Annotated in this window: 15 protein-coding genes; 9 read left to right on the top strand and 6 right to left on the bottom strand. The window is 71.1% G+C overall.

What is annotated here, in order from left to right; genetic code table 11:
• Positions 1-123: 123 nt before the first annotated feature.
• Both CG747_RS20070 and CG747_RS20065 read right to left on the bottom strand, forming a co-directional pair.
• Positions 124-1,257, bottom strand: a complete 1,134-nt coding sequence (locus tag CG747_RS20070; protein WP_100603132.1) for an NADAR family protein — start codon at positions 1,255-1,257, stop codon at positions 124-126.
• A gap of 248 nt (positions 1,258-1,505) precedes the next feature.
• Positions 1,506-2,102 (bottom strand): dihydrofolate reductase family protein, encoded by a 597-nt coding sequence (locus CG747_RS20065; RefSeq protein ID WP_100603131.1) that lies wholly within the window; start codon positions 2,100-2,102, stop codon positions 1,506-1,508.
• A 296-nt stretch (positions 2,103-2,398) separates the two neighbouring features.
• Between CG747_RS20065 and CG747_RS20060 the strand changes: the two genes are divergently transcribed.
• From CG747_RS20060 to CG747_RS20050, 3 genes are all read left to right on the top strand, one after another.
• Positions 2,399-3,340: a LysR family transcriptional regulator gene (locus tag CG747_RS20060; protein ID WP_100603130.1), complete on the top strand. Its 942-nt coding sequence runs from the start codon at positions 2,399-2,401 to the stop codon at positions 3,338-3,340.
• Positions 3,341-3,367: 27 nt separating this feature from the next.
• Positions 3,368-3,955 carry a hypothetical protein gene (locus CG747_RS20055; RefSeq protein ID WP_257980547.1) on the top strand — a complete coding sequence of 196 codons (588 nt, stop codon included), beginning with the start codon at positions 3,368-3,370 and terminating at the stop codon, positions 3,953-3,955.
• A gap of 197 nt (positions 3,956-4,152) precedes the next feature.
• Positions 4,153-4,728 (top strand): N-acetylmuramoyl-L-alanine amidase, encoded by a 576-nt coding sequence (locus tag CG747_RS20050; RefSeq protein WP_100603164.1) that lies wholly within the window; start codon positions 4,153-4,155, stop codon positions 4,726-4,728.
• Positions 4,729-4,761: 33 nt separating this feature from the next.
• Here the strand turns inward: CG747_RS20050 and CG747_RS20045 are convergent, their stop codons facing one another.
• Complete coding sequence (locus CG747_RS20045) at positions 4,762-5,424, bottom strand: PadR family transcriptional regulator (protein ID WP_257980546.1); 663 nt, start codon at positions 5,422-5,424, stop codon at positions 4,762-4,764.
• Positions 5,425-5,522: 98 nt separating this feature from the next.
• Here CG747_RS20045 and CG747_RS20040 point away from each other — a divergent pair, with 98 nt between their 5' ends.
• The gene (locus CG747_RS20040; RefSeq protein ID WP_100603128.1) at positions 5,523-6,734 is read left to right on the top strand and encodes an FAD-dependent monooxygenase; all 1,212 of its coding nucleotides are present in this window, start codon (positions 5,523-5,525) and stop codon (positions 6,732-6,734) included.
• Between the two features lie 96 nt (positions 6,735-6,830).
• On the opposite strand, the gene CG747_RS20035 is transcribed toward CG747_RS20040, so the two are convergent.
• Entirely contained in the window at positions 6,831-7,766 is a 936-nt protein-coding gene (locus CG747_RS20035) for a LysR family transcriptional regulator (protein ID WP_100603127.1), read from the bottom strand.
• Positions 7,767-8,065: 299 nt separating this feature from the next.
• Between CG747_RS20035 and CG747_RS20025 the strand changes: the two genes are divergently transcribed.
• The 3 genes from CG747_RS20025 (at position 8,066) to CG747_RS20015 (ending at position 11,007) form a co-directional block, all read left to right on the top strand.
• Positions 8,066-8,929 (top strand): DMT family transporter, encoded by an 864-nt coding sequence (locus CG747_RS20025; RefSeq protein WP_257980545.1) that lies wholly within the window; start codon positions 8,066-8,068, stop codon positions 8,927-8,929.
• 61 nt (positions 8,930-8,990) lie between these two features.
• The gene (locus CG747_RS20020) at positions 8,991-9,530 is read left to right on the top strand and encodes a PadR family transcriptional regulator (RefSeq protein ID WP_100603124.1); all 540 of its coding nucleotides are present in this window, start codon (positions 8,991-8,993) and stop codon (positions 9,528-9,530) included.
• Between the two features lie 298 nt (positions 9,531-9,828).
• Positions 9,829-11,007 (top strand): DUF2306 domain-containing protein, encoded by a 1,179-nt coding sequence (locus CG747_RS20015; RefSeq protein ID WP_100603123.1) that lies wholly within the window; start codon positions 9,829-9,831, stop codon positions 11,005-11,007.
• 51 nt (positions 11,008-11,058) lie between these two features.
• On the opposite strand, the gene CG747_RS20010 is transcribed toward CG747_RS20015, so the two are convergent.
• Complete coding sequence (locus tag CG747_RS20010) at positions 11,059-11,610, bottom strand: N-acetyltransferase (RefSeq protein ID WP_100603122.1); 552 nt, start codon at positions 11,608-11,610, stop codon at positions 11,059-11,061.
• Between the two features lie 16 nt (positions 11,611-11,626).
• A complete protein-coding gene (locus tag CG747_RS20005; protein WP_257980558.1) occupies positions 11,627-12,748 on the bottom strand; it encodes an NAD(P)/FAD-dependent oxidoreductase in 1,122 nt (373 codons plus the stop codon).
• Positions 12,749-12,905: 157 nt separating this feature from the next.
• Between CG747_RS20005 and CG747_RS20000 the strand changes: the two genes are divergently transcribed.
• Together CG747_RS20000 and CG747_RS19995 are read left to right on the top strand one after the other, a co-directional pair.
• On the top strand, positions 12,906-13,655 hold the full coding sequence (locus CG747_RS20000) for a TetR/AcrR family transcriptional regulator (protein WP_100603163.1): 750 nt from the start codon (positions 12,906-12,908) through the stop codon (positions 13,653-13,655).
• A 418-nt stretch (positions 13,656-14,073) separates the two neighbouring features.
• Positions 14,074-14,646 (top strand): HutD family protein, encoded by a 573-nt coding sequence (locus CG747_RS19995; protein WP_100603120.1) that lies wholly within the window; start codon positions 14,074-14,076, stop codon positions 14,644-14,646.
• The last annotated feature ends 269 nt before the right edge of the window (positions 14,647-14,915 follow it).

The raw sequence follows: 14,915 nt of genomic DNA, 5'->3' as shown, positions 1-14,915 counted from the left end.
GGGCCTGTCCATCGTCCGCTCGGTGGTCCGGGCCCACGACGGCGCCATCACCGCCGAGCCACGCGAAGGCGGCGGACTCGACATGCGGGTGGTGCTACCCCTCTGACACCGGCGGCAAGGCGGTCAGTCCGGCAGCAGCGGCCCGGCGGCGAGCTTGGCCCGGGTCAGTTCGAGCAGGCGCCCCATCCAGTTGCGTCCCCGCTGGTCGGGCACGTCCCGCCAGAAGGGCGAGTCGGTGCACCCGGTGTAGCCGATCACGCTGTCGCCGGTGGCGAGCAGAACCTGGGCGAGTTCCGGGTGCTGGGTGAACTTCGCCTCCAGCAGGGCGCCCATCACGGCAACCCGCATGCGGTGCCAGTCCGCCCGCCGCGCCACCCGCCCGCCGAGTTCCTGCGCCGCCCGGCCCTCCTCCGCGTCCCTGATCCGGTCGTGGTCCGCGGGATCGGCCGCCGACAGCGCCCAGTAGGCATGCAGTACGGACGGGTACGTCCGGCCGCCGAAGACGACCGGCGCCGGGTACGCGTTGCGCAGCACATACGGGCCGAGCGTGTCCGGCCAGCCTTTGGGATAGACGGTTTCGTACGAGGTGAAAGCCGTGGCGGGAACGGGTTCGGTGGGGTCGTCGGCATGGTGGACGGCGCGGTGCTCCGCTTCGCACGCGACCGCCGCGTCGGTCCGGTCGAAGTACTCCAGGGCTTCCCGGTGCATCTGCTCCGTCACCACCGGCCCGTCACCGTCCACGGCGTCGCCCACGTCCGTGACCAGGATCCGCAACGGACGGTCCTGGAGGTCCATGTCGCCCAGGACGTAGATGCGTTGATGGGGAGGAATCGCGACGTAGGCGCGTCGGAGCAGTGCCCGGTGGGCTGCGCTCGGGTCCTGCTGGAAACACCGGATCGCCTCCCAGCAGCGCTGCGCGGCCGTGGGGCGGCCGCCGAGTTCCGCGACCTTGTCCGCGACGTCGAGGAGGAACCCCTCGGGGGTCAGCGGTCCGCCGGACCTGGAGCGCCACTTCGACGGCGGAGGGGACGGGTCGGGCATGCCCGGATCCGTCGGCGAGAGGCGGCCCGAGGCCAGCAGCCCCTTGAGGCCGGCCAGGTCCGTGCGCTCACGGCCACTGATCAGCCCGTCCGCGAAGACGACCAGGTCGTCGAGGAAGTACTGGTCGTCATGGTGATTCCGCCACCAGACATGGCACCAGGCCCCGTCGATCCGCTCCCCGTCCACCGTCCGATACGTCGGTCCCCGCCAGCCCATGCGGGCACACTACCGCCCGGTCCGGGCCCCTCCCCACCAGCTCCGTACTGTCTGCTGGAGCCTCTCCGACCGTGTTCCACCGGACCGTCCCTGAGCGCCGCCGGTCCGGTGGGAGCCGTTGCCGCCATGACGACCGTGGCGTACGGGCGGCGCCGGCGTCCGGCTGGGAGCGCGCCCGGCACCGCCTGGCCGCAGGGTTGCGGCCTTTCGCCCCCACTCCCAGCCCGCGCCGGTCCGCCCGTCCGGCCTTACCCCTCGGCGGCCGGCCGATAGATGCACACCTGGGCTCCGGTACCGCCGCTGACCGTGGACACCAGCTCCCACGCCCGCAGCGCACCGTCGTCCGGGAAGATCCTCTTCCCGCCGCCGAGGAGCACCGGCATGACGACGAGCCGCAGTTCGTCGACCAGGCCCTCGCTCAGCAGGGTGCGGACGAGCGTGGGACTTCCCATCACCAGCAGGTTGCCGCCGTCGCTCGCGCGCAGCTCGCGGATCCGGGCGACGGCCTGGTCACCCGGGATGAGCTCGGTGTTGTCCCACGTCAGGTCGTCGGCGCCGAGCGTCTTGGACACCACGTACTTCGGGATGGTGTTCATCCGGTCGGCGAACGGGTCGCCGGCCCGCTCGGGCCACGCCGCGGCCATCGTCTGCCAGGTGCGGCGCCCGAACAGCAGCGCCTCGGCCTTGTCCAACGCCGCGGCGAAGGCCCCGCCCACGATCTCCGGATCGAAGAACCGGTGCGACCAGCCGCCGTGGGCGAAGCCGCCGTCCCGGTCCTCGTCCGCTCCGCCCGGCGCCTGCACCACGCCGTCCAGGCTCATGAACTCACTGATCACGATGTGCATGGGACTCGCTCCTCTTCCACACTCAGGTCTGGCTCACGCAAGGAATGGGGTTACGGCAGTGGAGACTGCCGCGTCACACGAGAATCATCGCTCCCCCACGCACCACAACAGTGACGTGACGCACAGCCCGCGGCATCCCTGCTCCGCCGAATCACCCGGAAAGCAAGGGGAGATGTCCGTGGACGCCGCGAGGCGTAGCTCAGCCGCGATGACAGCGGAAGTCATGTGGAAGTCACGCCTGAGCCACAGGCGAGTCACCCACGGTCACTTGATCATGGATCTTATAACCTCACGTCATGGCCATGACCTTGAGACAGCTTCAGTACCTGGTGACCATCGTGGACACGGGATCGTTCACCAAGGCCGCCGAGCGACTGCACGTCTCGCAACCCGCCCTGTCACGCCAGTTGCAGATCCTGGAACGGTCCTGCGGCGGGCCCCTGATCGAGCGCGGTATCCGCCCGATCACCCCCACCCCACTGGGCCGGGCGATACTCCCGCACGCCCGTGGGGCACTGGTCGAGGTCGACAACGCCCGCTCGGCGGCCCTGCGCGTGACCAACGCGCACGGTGGCGAGCTGCGCCTGGCCACGTTGCATTCGGTGAGCCTCGGCGTGCTGCCCACCGTTTTAGGCGTATGGCGGCGGGCGCACCCCGGAGTTCGCCTGTCGCTGGTCGAAAAACTGCATGACAGCGAACTCCAACTCACCTTGGAGGCCGGTCAGGCGGATGTGGCCATCGGCCCACCGCCCATTGACTGGACGGGCCCCATCTTTCCGCTTGAATCGGAAGAGTTCGTTGTCGTTCTGGCCGCTGACGATCCCCTGATCTGGCGGGCGGGTTCCCGGCTCAGCCTTTCCGAACTCGCGACACGCGAATGGATCCACTTCACCGAGCCGAATGGTTTGTCGAAGGTCTTCGACCATGCGTGTGCGAGCGCCGGATTCCGTCCGCAGGTCGCGGCGCGCACGCAGCAGACGGCGGCCGCACTCCAACTGGCGTTGGCCGGGGTGGGCCCGACGCTGCTCCCCGCGAACATGATCCCCGCGCACCTGGTCGCCCGGGTCCTGCTGCCCGACCCTCCGGTCCGGCGCCCCTTGGCGGCGTACACCCGCAGCCAGCCAGATGCGCTCACCGCCGCCTTCATCGACGTGCTCACCGAGCACGCCCGCCCGGTCCCGGCCCATATCGCCTCCCTCGTCGGCATTCCGGCACACCGCCCGGCACAGACCTCGTAGCACCACGGCCACCACGTCGACGGCATCATGGCCATCCAGTTCAAGGTCCTCACCGTGGCCGTTCCGCTGTGGCTGGTCCAGGCCACCACCGCCCCGCGCTGGCTGGTGTCGGGCACCATGCTCGTCAACACCGTCATCGTCATCGCGTTCCAGGTGCGCGCCAGTCGCCACATCGACACCCCCACCGCCGGCGGGAACGCCTACCGCCGCTCGGGCATCGCCTTCCTCCTCTCCTGCGCACTCCTCGCCCTCACCGCAGGCATCCCGGACTGGGCCGCGGCGGCGCTGCTCCTGGCCGCCGTGGTCATCCACACGATCGGCGAGCTGTGGCACTCCGCCGCCGGCTTCGAGGTGTCCTTCGCCCTCGCCCCAACCCAGGCCACCGGCCAGTACCTCGGGGTGTTCGGCCTGGGCGCCGGACTGTCCGAAGCCGTCGGGCCGGGTCTGCTGATCGCCCTCTGCATCACCTGGGGGCGCCCCGGGTGGTACGTCGTGGGCGCGCTGTTCGCCCTGAGGGGACTGGCCGCGCCGTTCGCCGTCCGGTGGGCACAACGCGCACACCGCACGGCGACCGGAGGCGAAACCCGTGCCGGTGCCCAGCGGGTGGCCACCTGACGCGGGCCCGTGTCGGAGTCGGGAGGCGCTACGGGGCGCGGGTACGTTGCGGGGAGCGCAGCCGCGCCTTCCGCCTGCGTCAGACGTTGCGGCCCCAGGGAGCGTCCCACGATGCGTCCGTGCTTCTCCCCCTTCGGAACCGGTCTCCGGTGACCGGCGACGAGCAGGCGCTCACCCGTCGGCACCTTGTGACGGGGATGGCGGCGCTCGCCGCCACCACGGCCTGTTCAAGCTCAGGCGCCCCGGGCCAGGGCACCAACGGCACCGCGCCGGGCTATCCCCAGGCACAGTGGGTGCCCGCCGACATCACCAACTACACCCCCGCCGACCGTCCGACCGGCCACCCGGTGCGGTTGGTGATCGTGCACGTCACGCAGGAGACCTTCCCCGACACCCTGATGCTGTTCGGCCGCCCCGGTTACCACGCCTCCGCCCACTACACCGTGCGGTCCCAGGACGGCTACCTCGCCCAGTGCGTACGCGAGCAGGACGTCGCCTGGCACGCCGGGAACACCGCGTACAACTGGCGCAGCATCGGCGTGGAGCACGAGGGGCGGGTCGACGAACCCCGCTGGTTCACCGATGCGCTCTACGAACGGTCCGCCGTCCTGACCGCCGCGATCTGCCACCGCTACCGCATCCCCGTCGACCGCCGGCACATCATCGGCCACAACGAGGTGCCCGGTGCCGACCACACCGACCCCGGCCCGCTGTGGGACTGGTCCCGCTACATGCGCCTGGTGACCACCGCCTTCGGGCGTCGGCCCGCGTAGCGGAAGTTCCCGGCGGCGTATGTGGTTCCGCGGTCATGCGCCGCCGCTCGACTCCCCGCTCCGCGAGGTCTGTTCGGCCGCGTCCGCATCCGGCTGCTCGGACGCTGCCTCGAACGCCACCAGCATCTCCCGGGACCACGTCAGGCTGCCGTTCCGCAGGTCGTCGATCACCCCGCGCAGCCAGCGTTCCTCGGCACGGAGGACGGCGAGCAGGTACTCGTTCTCGATCAGCGTGATGCGCGGGAGTCCGTCGGGGGCCGCGGCGGTCTGGCGCTCCAGGTCGGCGCGCTGGACCGTGATCCGTGCCAGCCGCCGGTCCAGGATCGGCGCCACCTCGTCGGGGCTGAGCATCAGCATGTTCGACAGTGCCGCCGGGAACACCGGGAACTCCGCCTTGGGCACCGCCAGCATCTGCTCCAGCCACTCGCGGGTGACCGCCCGGCCCTCGTCGGTGACCTCGTAGACGGTCCGCTCGGGGTACTGCTGGTCCCGCTCGGTGTGCCGGACGGCGATCAGCCCGCCGGCCTGAAGCCGCTCGATGGTGCGGTAGAGCCCGGCCCGCTGGCCGACGTTGACCACCTGCTCCTTGCCCCACTGCTTGAGCAGTTGCTGGATGCCGTACGGGTGCAGCGGACGGTGGTGCAGCAGCGCCAGCACGGTCAGGCCGAGCGGCGAGCTCTTCACGGGGGCGGTCATGCAGGTCATCGTAGTCATCACACGAACTAGTTGCATTGAGACTAGTTTCTTTGCAACTATGTGGCGCGTCAGGTCAGGCACTTCCTGTGGGAGGGGTAATGAACAACAACGGCGGCCGCAACGGCCACGGCACCGGCATACGGACGGCACTCGTCATCGGGGGCGGGGTGGCGGGGCCCGTGGCGGCGCTCGCGCTGCGCAAGGCGGGCATCGCGGCGACGGTCTACGAGGCGTACCCGACCGCGGCGGACGGCGTCGGGGCGTGGCTGGGCCTGGCGCCCAACGGGCTGGCGGCGCTGGCGACGGTCGGTGCCGACGCGGCGGTGCGGGCGGTGGGACAGCCGGTGCCCGGGATGGTGATGGCGGACGGCGCCGGCCGCCACCTCACGAGTTTCGACGGCTTCCCCGAACTGCCCGCCACCATGACGATGCCGCGCGACCAGCTGTTCCGGGCCCTCACCGATCACGCGGTCGGCGAGGGCGTCCGGTTCGTTTACGGGAAGCGGTTCGTCGACGCCGAGGAGACGTCCGACGGGGTCACCGCCCACTTCGCCGACGGGACCTCCGCGACCGCCGACCTCCTGATCGGCGCCGACGGCATCCGCTCCGCCGTCCGCACGGTCATCGACCCGCAGGCGCCCGCGCCGGAGTACGGCGGGGTGCTGAGCTTCGGCGGCCTGACGGCGGCGGACAGCGGCGTCGAGGCCGAGGTCGAAGTCGCACCGGGCACCATGTACTTCGCGTTCGGCCGCGCCTTCATGGGCTATTGGCGGGGCCCGGACGGACGGTTGATCTGGTTCGCCGGACTGCCCAGCGACACCCCGCCGAGCCAGGAGGACCTGGCGCGGGTACCCGCCACCGCATGGCTGGACAAGCTCCGCGATCTGTACGCCGGCCACGTCCCGGGCGAGCAACTGCTGCGGCACACCGACCCCGACGCGCTGATGGTGGTCGGCCAGATGGAGCGGATGCCGTCCGTACCGCACTGGTCCCGGGGACGGATGGTGCTGGTGGGCGACGCGGTGCACGCGCCGTCCTCCAGTTCCGGGCAGGGCGCCTCACTCGCCATCGAGAGCGCCGTCGAACTGGCCCGCTGTCTGCGCGATCTCCCCACGCACCACGAGGCGTTCGCCGCCTACGAGGCGCTGCGGCGGCCGCGAGTGGAGGCGATCGGGCTGAACGCCGCGACCGTCAACAAGGTCAAGGCGGGCAAGAGCGAACTGCCCGCGCCCGCCTTCCCGGCACCCGAGGAGATGTTCCGCGCGCTGCACTTCCACCGGATCGCATGGGAGGAGACGGTCCGGCCGTGACGTGAACCGGCCCCCGCGGCCGGCACCCCCACTCGCACCCCACCCGCTCCCCCGCCCCCGCCCTTCCCGCTCACCCTTCTGACTCGCCCTTCCCGCTCACTCTTCCCACTCACCCTTCGACGCTCCCGGCACGGCAGTCGCCAGGGCACTCAGGCAGGCCCGGACCGGTGGGCTCTGCACGCGGGCGGGCCAGGCGACGCGGATGTCGCGGCGGAGGGCGGGGCGGGTGGGGAGGAACCGTACGCCGGGCGGGGCGGGCCGCCGGGACATGGCGGGGGCGAGACAGGCGGTGAGGTTGCGGGAGACCAGGGCGAGTTGGGTGGGGTGGTCGGCGAGGAGGTGGCGGATGTCGGGTTCGATGCCGCGGGCGCGGAGTGTCTGGACGAGGGCCTCGTACGCCTCCGTTCCGGGTGGGCAGCAGGCCCAGGCGGTGTCGGCGAGTTCACCGAGGTCGGCGGGGGCGGTGAGGTCGAGGGTGGCGCGGTCGGCGAGCGGGTGGTGCGCGGAGAGGGCGACGTAGACCTCTTCGCTGACGAGGGTGCGGAGGGTGATGCCTTCGGGGACGGTGAGGGGCCGGGGTGCCCAGCTCTCGACGAGGAGCAGGTCCAGTTCGCCGCCGGCGAGGCGGGGCAGCAGGTCGACGGCCTCGCCGTCGACGACCGTGGGGACGAGGCGGGGGTGCGCGGCGGCGAGGGCGGCGAGCGCGTCGGGGAGCAGGGTACGGACCGCGCTGCCCACGCCGCCGATACGGACAGGCCCCAGGACCTCACTACCGAGGGCCGCCAAGTCGGCTTCTGCGGACGCCAGTTGAGCGATCAGACGGTCGGCGTGGGCGGCCAGGACACGGCCGGCGTGGGTCAGGCGGACGCTGCGGCCGTGCGGTTGGAGGAGGGAGTGGCCCGCCTCGCGTTCGAGTTTGGCGAGCTGCTGGGAGACGCCGGACGGCGTCAGATGCAGGGCGCGGGCCGCCTGGGCGATCGATCCGTGGGCCGCGACGGCGGCGAGCGCCCGGAGCCGGTCAATGCTGAACACATTACGGATGCTACCGATTATTGGGCTTGAATCATTGCTTTTCGTTTACGGTCGGGCCCGGCACAGTGGATGCCATGACGACTGGAGACAAGGCGGTGACATCCGGGTCGGGGGCGGGCCCGCGGACCGGGAGGGAGTCACGAAAGACGTCGTCGCGGCCTCGGATACGGCCCGGATCCGGGTCCGAGTCCGGGCCCGGGTCCGAGTCCGGATCCGGGGCCGAGTCCGAGTCCGAGTCCGGGTCCATTGGCGCCGCACCACGGGATTCCCCACCAGGCGGCCGGGCGGGGAATCCCGTGGTGCGGGCCGTCGCGGGGTCGGCGTGCATCTCCGCCTCGGCCGTCTTCATGAAGCTCTCCGGTACGAACGCCGGGACGGCGGCGTTCCTGCGCTGCGCACTGGCGCTGTTCCTCCTCGTTCCGCTTGCCTGGCGGGAGGTGCGGCGGATCGGTCCGCGGCCGGTGCGCTACCAGGTGATGGACGTCGGTGCCGGGGTACTGCTCGGCGTCGACATGGTGCTCTGGGCGGCCAGCGTCCTGGCCGTGGGCGCCTCGGTGTCCACGGTGCTGCTCAACGTCCAGGTGGTGGTCTTCCCCCTGCTCGCCCGGCTGGTGTCGGGCATCCGGCTGTCGCGGCGGTTCGTCCTGATGGCCCCGGTGATGCTGGTCGGGGTGGCTCTGGCGAGCGGGGCGATCGGGCATGCGCAACCCGGCAGCGACCCGGTGGCCGGGGTGGCGTACGGAACGGCGGCGGGGGTGGCCTACGCGGGATATCTCTTCCTCATGCGACTGGGCGGCGGACGGGACCACACCCTCGCCCCGGTGTGCCTGTCGACCGCGGCGGCCGCGGTGACGGCTGCGGTGGCGGGCGGACTGTGGACCGGGATCGACCTGAATCCGGGCTGGCCGGCGTGGGGTTGGCTGATCACCCTCGCCGTCGTCGGACAGGTCCTTGCCTGGCTCCTGATCACCTCCGCGTTGCCGGGACTGGCACCGAGCGTCGGCGCCGCGCTGTTGCTGCTGCAGCCGGTGATGGCCTTCGCGCTCGGCGTCGCGATCGGCGAACGCCCGACCCCGACCCAGGCCGCGGGCTGTGCCCTGGTGGTCGCCGCGGTCTGGCACAACAGCCGGCCGGCGCGGGCGCGTCGGAGGGCGGCCGGGTGAGGCGGCGTCGCCCGCCCGGAGGGCGCTCCACCCGGACGCCGCGCCGCGATACGGTCACGGCATGGCTGATTCACCCCAGGCTGACCCCCGCCTGACCACGCCGTCCTTCCTCGTGCTCGGCTTCATCGACCAGTTGGGCGAGGCCAGCCCGTACGACATCAAGGTCGCGGCCGCCAGCACGGTGGCCCGCTTCTGGTCGATGCCGCACGCACAGGTCTACGCGCAGTGCGACCGGCTCGTCGCGGCCGGCCTGTTGTCGGAGTCCCGGCAGGCGGGCGGGCGCAACCGGCGGCTGCTGAAACTGACTCCGGCGGGCCGGGCTGCCTTGCAGGAGTGGCTCACCGACTCGGCCGTCGTCCCCGTCGAGGCGCGGGAGCGCGGCGTCCTCAAGCTGTGGTTCGGCGGACGGCCGGAGGTCCACTCCCCCGTGCAGCTCGAAGCCCACCACAGCACCCTCGCCGAGTACGAGGAACTCGCCGAGAGCGTAGGGGAGTTGTTGTCACGGGGGCAGCGCGAGGCGCTGGAGTTCGGCATCCGCTACGAGCGGATGATGATTGATTTCTGGCAGTGGGTGGAGCAGCGGGGCGAACAGGACGCCTGACTGTAATCCAGGAACGACCGCTCCGAACCCGACGGCCCGCCCCACCGGTCATCCGCCGTACAGACAACGCCACTTGAGGCACTCGACCACTCCCCCGCACCACTCCCCATTTCTCCGCCGACGCCACATGTGTCCTGCCGGCGCGCAGGGGAGAAACAGCACCGCCCATTGACCCCGGCACGGATCCCCCTTACGTTCGCGACAGTCCATTTAGGACCATCCAGTAAGGACCATCCAGTAAGGACCATCATCGGCCACCGGGCCAGTCAGGGACAGGGCCGCGATCCAGGGAGTCGCCATGAACCGTCCGCGGAGGGCCACTTGGCGGCGCACGGCCACCATCGCCGTGGTCGCCGTCTGTGTGGGGTACGCACCGATCGCGATGACCGAACTGTGGCCGTACGCGCACCGGGGCGCCCCGGCCGTCGGCGAATGGCTGCTGGGCCGGGCGGTGTCACCGCGGTACGTCGCCGACGCGCTCGCCACCCGCATCGGCCCGTACGGACGCAGCCTGGTCGCGCTGATCCTCCATTCGGTGCTGGGCGGCGTCCTGATGCTGCTCGGGCCCGTGCAACTGCTCTCGGCGATCCGGCGGCGCGTCCGGCTGCATCGCGCCCTGGGCGTGGTGTTCGCGCTGACGGTGTACGCCTCGATGGCGGGCGCCGCGGTCTATCTGGCACGGACCGCGCCGCGCGACGCCTTCAGCGGGCCGGCGTTCTGGATCGTCCTCGCCACCATCCTCGTCGGCACCGTCCTGAGCGTCACCTTCGGCATCCTCGCCGCCGTCGGCGGCCTTCCCGACCTGCACCAGCGGTGGATGCTGCTCTGCTACGGCTACCTGATGACCGCGCCGCTGCTGCGCCTCGAATGGGGCGCGCTGCCGGTCCTCCTGCCGGGACTCTCCATGGAGGAAGTCAACCGCGTCGCGGTCATGCACCTCGGATCGGTCGTCACCTTCGGGGCGCTGCTCGCCTCCCGCGCCATGGACAAGCGGGACACCGCCCCCGGGGTGCGCGGCACCTGGGTGCCGCTGCCCGTGCTCGCCGCGGCCCACGTGGTCGGCGTGCCGGCCCTCGTCTGGATCGCCAAGTCCCTCCTGGGATGGGGCGCCACGGGACACCGCCTGCTGGCCGCCTACCTGATCCCGTTCCTCGCGACCTACCTCATCGTGTTCGTCTGCCAACGGCGGGCGGGCCGGGACGGCAGGAGTTGGGCGCGCGAGGAGTGGCGACTGCATCTGGTCGCACTGTGCCTGGCCCCGCTCTTCTCCGCCGTCGCCGGGGCGCTCTTCGAACGCTATGCGGGCCTGGACCGGCGCACCGCACTGGCCGCGGGGATCGCCATCGGCTGCGGGATGTTGGCCTTCGCGGCGACCACGGTGGTCGGTGTGCGGCTGATGTCCGGACGCCAGGCGCTCAAGCGGCAACGACCGACTGCCGCCGTTCGCCCGGAGCCGGACCCGACTCCGGTGGGGTGAGCCGGGGACGAAACCGAGCCGTCTTTTGAGCCCGTAACACCGGGCGCGTGCTCAAAGGTCCCTGCGCAGGAGAACGCACATCGTCTCGTGGCGACGGATCGACCCGTCCGGCCCTTCCTCGTCCCAGGCATCCGGCGCGCGGCCGTACGCGGCATAGCCCAGGCGCTCGTACAGGGCGCGGGCCCGAGGGTTGTCCTCCTCCACGGCGAGTTCGGCGCTGCGCAGGCCGCGGTCCCTGATCCGCTGTTCGGCAGCCCGGATCAGCAGCGTTCCCAGGCCGCGGGACTGGAGTGCCGGGAGTACGGCGAGCTGCCACAGGGTTCCGGCTCCCTCGGAAACCTGGTAGTCGATTCCGCCGATCGCCACCGGAAGATCCACCGGGGTGCAGACAGCCAGGTAGTCCACCTCGCCCGCCGCGGCGCGCGCCAACTCTCGCTCCACCTGGCGCAGATGGGTGGCCGAGCCGGACCACGCGCACGCAGGCAGATCCCGGGGCAGCAGGTCGCGCACGCTGACGGGCAGGACGACGGTGGCAACGGTGGGGTCGTCTTCGGCAATCACGGCCGCGAGTATGCCGACCGGAGCGCCGGCAGGGCAACGCATTTCGGCTGCCTCGAACCTATGCCGGCTCGGGTCGTTCCGAGTTCGGGACGAAGGCGGGTAGCGCGGCAAGGCTGTGGCGCACGGCCTCGCCCCCGTACTCGAACATCTGCCGCTCGTAGTCGCCGACCGCACCGAGGAGGTCTTGGCGGCGCCCGACGGCCTCGGTCAGGCAGCGGCGCAGCAGATCGGCATCGCGCAGGGCGGTGTTCGCGCCGTTGCCGCCGGTCGGGGAGGTGGCGTGGATGGCGTCTCCGAGCAGCGTGACCGGACCGGGCGCCCAGCGCTCGCGGGGCTCGACCACCCGGATGGACAGCAGGGTGCTGTTGTCCGGGTCGGCCTGCTCGATGAGCGCCTGCAGGTCCGGATGCCAGCCCTCCATTCTGGACAGCGCGGCCTCCTGCGCGGTCGCGGCGCCGAGCGAGCCGTTCGGCGGCAGGAGCATGGCCCAGCGCACGTAGTCGCGGATGTCGGGGAGGGTCACCTCGGGCGCCAGTTCCTCGGCCGCCTGCTTCGGCGGGGTACGGAAACGCATCGCTCCGAGCATCAGGCTCACCCCGTCCCCGGCGATCTTCGAGCCGAAGGCCGGCGCCAGGGTGGCAAAGCGCTCGGTCAGCGGGGTACGGCCGATGACGAACCGGGCGCCGGTGTCGGTGGCGGTGGTCTGCGGCGAGAGCACCGCGCGCACGGCGGAGCCGACCCCGTCCGCCCCGACGAGCAGGTCGGCGGTGGCCGGGTCGCCGTGCGCGAACCGGGCTTCGACCCTGCCGTCGTCCAGCACGTCGTAGCCGGTCAGCGCGGCCCCGGTGCGCACGGTGAGTCCGGTCAGCAGCAGGTGCCGCAGCACGTGCCGGTCGATCACGATCCCGGTCCTACCGGGGCCGAGCGCGCCGATCCGGTTCAGCTGCGGGTCCAGGATCAGCTGCTCGGCATAGGCGTCACCGACGATCGCGTCCAGCAGCGGGTGCCAGCGCGGCGGCAGACAACCGCGCAGCGCCTCGAACCCCATCGGGCTCAGCACGAGCCGGTAGCCCTGGAACCGCGCGGTGATCGCCGGGTCCCGCTCGTACACGTCGGCCTCGATCCCGGCACCACGCAGACCCTGTGCCAAGCACAGACCTCCCAGACCGGCTCCGACCACAGAAACTCGCACCACACACCTCCTGAACGGACTTTCCGAACCCTGCTCAGGACCTGAGCAGGGGATACGCGCACCACGCAGAGACGAACTTAGTTCTACATGTACGATCTAAGCTCTACTTGGAGAACTTAGATCGTGTCAAGCTATAGTGATCGGCATGCCCTCCGATCCCCGGCAACGCCGAGCAGCTCGTCACGCCCAGCCCGCTGGGGAGCCCTCAGCGGCGTCGCCACGCAAGAAGCCCATCACGGTCGACCGGATCACCGACGCCGCCCTGCAGGTCGTGGCCACCGAGGGCTACGACGCACTGACCATCCGCCGAGTCGCCGCGGTACTCGGCACCGGGCCGTCGTCTCTGTACGCGCACATCGTCAGCAAAGAGGACATCGACGATCTGCTCGTCGGCCGGCTCTGCTCCGAGGTCGTGCTGCCCGAACCCGACCCGGCCACGTGGCGCAAGCAGATCCTCGACGTGTACGCGCAGATCCGCGACCAGTACCTGAAGTACCCCGGCGTCTCCCGTGCCGCGCTGGGCGTAGTCCCGACCAACCTCTCCACGTTGCGGGTCAAGGAAGGGCTTCTGGCGATCCTGCTCGCCGGCGGAATCGCACCGCAGCGCGCCGCCTGGGCGCTCGATGCCCTGTCCCTCTACGTCGGCGCCTACACCTTGGAGCAGTCGCTGGTCCAGCAGCGGCGCAGACACCCGGACCAGGAATGGGTCCTCGGCCGCGAGGAGCTGATCAGCCGGTTCACCGCGCTGCCGGCCGACACGTTTCCGCAGACTCGACGCTATGCCGCTGAACTGACCTCCGGCACCGGACACGACCGGTTCGATTTCACCCTCGGACTGGTAATGGACAACCTCACCCAGCCCCAGCCGACACCGGCGTCCGACACCGCCGGATGAACGCCGCAGCCCGAGGCGGGTCTGTACTGGTGCAACTCCCAGTCATGGAAGTAGCACCTGAAGAGTGAGGTGACTGCCTCGGTTGAGCCGGTTGAAGAGGTGGTTGAAGAGGTCCGGCCGGTCGAGCTGGCGGCGGATTCCTGGTCGCGTAGCTGGGTGAAGTCGATGTCGAGCGCGGGGCCGTACGCCTTGGGCTGGGTGCCGAGTTCGCGGGTGCTGTACTCGCCGAACCGTTTGATGTGCTCGGCCAGGTACACAAAAGCTCGCCCCGGACCTCGACGAGGCCGTCGCGTAGGGTGCGGTGGCGCGGGCCTCAAGGTCCGGGTTCGCAGCCCGACCCGCGGGCCCTCTCCTCTTGTCCGGGCCAGCCGAGCCGTGAGGAACGGCTCGGCGGCCGTCCGATCCGGAAGGAAAGCACATGGCACCACAGGTTCTGCGGGCACAGGAGAGAACACCCGCGCCGTGGAAGAACGGCGGAGGTGTCACCACCGAGGTGGCCGCCCGTCCCGAGGGAGCGGGGACCGGCGATTTCCTCTGGCGTGTCAGCATCGCCGATGTCGCGCAGAGCGGACCGTTCTCCGTCTTCGAGGGCGTGGACCGGATCATCACCGTCGTCGACGGCCCCGGCATGGCACTGACGGTCGACGGCACCCCGCACGTGATAACCGCCCCGTACGAGCCGTTCGCCTTCTCCGGTGACTCCGACACGGAGTGCGAGCTGCTCGGCGGCCCGATCGTCGACTTCAACGTCATGGTGCGGCGCGCCGACGTGACGGCGCGGGTCCGGATCGTGCGCGACCGCGTCGCGGTGCGGCCGGAAGCCGGAACGTGCGTGCTCGCAGTGGTCCTGGAAGGGGCGGCCGCCCTCGGCCGGGAGTCCGTCCGCCTCGACCGCCTGGACGCCGCACTGCTCACCGAGGGGGACGCCGACGACATCGACGTCGACGGGCATCTCGCACTGGTCACCGTCACCGACCGCGGATCCGACTGACCCGGCGGGAGAAGAGGTTCAGTCCCGCTTGGTGGGATCCGGCGGGATGTACGCGCTCGGCATCGGGGTTGGCGTGGCACACCTGGCACAAGCCCAACCCCCATGCCCGAGTCCGAAGCCGACCGCGTCGTGCGCGCAGACGAGACCCTCTTGGGAGGCAACTGGTTCCCTGGGCGGGCGACGTTCACGGGTTCTGACAGCGCCTGAGTGCCTGACCGGCCAGCATCAAGATGGTCCAGGGGAAGGTGCCGGTCATGCCGCTGAAGGCT

The organism is Streptomyces sp. CB02959, from assembly GCF_002803155.1.
Taxonomy (GTDB): domain Bacteria; phylum Actinomycetota; class Actinomycetes; order Streptomycetales; family Streptomycetaceae; genus Streptomyces.
The sequence above is the reverse complement of the archived record's forward strand: the minus strand, read 5'-3'. Positions and strand labels throughout refer to the sequence as shown.

Bases quoted from the DNA above. Each gene is read 5' to 3' on its own strand.
- CG747_RS20070 (WP_100603132.1), bottom strand. From the start codon at position 1,257: ATGGGCTGGCGGGGACCGACGTATCGGACGGTGGACGGGGAGCGGATC.
- CG747_RS20065 (WP_100603131.1), bottom strand. From the start codon at position 2,102: ATGCACATCGTGATCAGTGAGTTCATGAGCCTGGACGGCGTGGTGCAG.
- CG747_RS20060 (WP_100603130.1), top strand. From the start codon at position 2,399: ATGGCCATGACCTTGAGACAGCTTCAGTACCTGGTGACCATCGTGGAC.
- CG747_RS20055 (WP_257980547.1), top strand. From the start codon at position 3,368: ATGGCCATCCAGTTCAAGGTCCTCACCGTGGCCGTTCCGCTGTGGCTG.
- CG747_RS20050 (WP_100603164.1), top strand. From the start codon at position 4,153: ATGGCGGCGCTCGCCGCCACCACGGCCTGTTCAAGCTCAGGCGCCCCG.
- CG747_RS20045 (WP_257980546.1), bottom strand. From the start codon at position 5,424: ATGACCGCCCCCGTGAAGAGCTCGCCGCTCGGCCTGACCGTGCTGGCG.
- CG747_RS20040 (WP_100603128.1), top strand. From the start codon at position 5,523: ATGAACAACAACGGCGGCCGCAACGGCCACGGCACCGGCATACGGACG.
- CG747_RS20020 (WP_100603124.1), top strand. From the start codon at position 8,991: ATGGCTGATTCACCCCAGGCTGACCCCCGCCTGACCACGCCGTCCTTC.
- CG747_RS20015 (WP_100603123.1), top strand. From the start codon at position 9,829: ATGAACCGTCCGCGGAGGGCCACTTGGCGGCGCACGGCCACCATCGCC.
- CG747_RS20010 (WP_100603122.1), bottom strand. From the start codon at position 11,610: ATGCGTTGCCCTGCCGGCGCTCCGGTCGGCATACTCGCGGCCGTGATT.
- CG747_RS20000 (WP_100603163.1), top strand. From the start codon at position 12,906: ATGCCCTCCGATCCCCGGCAACGCCGAGCAGCTCGTCACGCCCAGCCC.
- CG747_RS19995 (WP_100603120.1), top strand. From the start codon at position 14,074: ATGGCACCACAGGTTCTGCGGGCACAGGAGAGAACACCCGCGCCGTGG.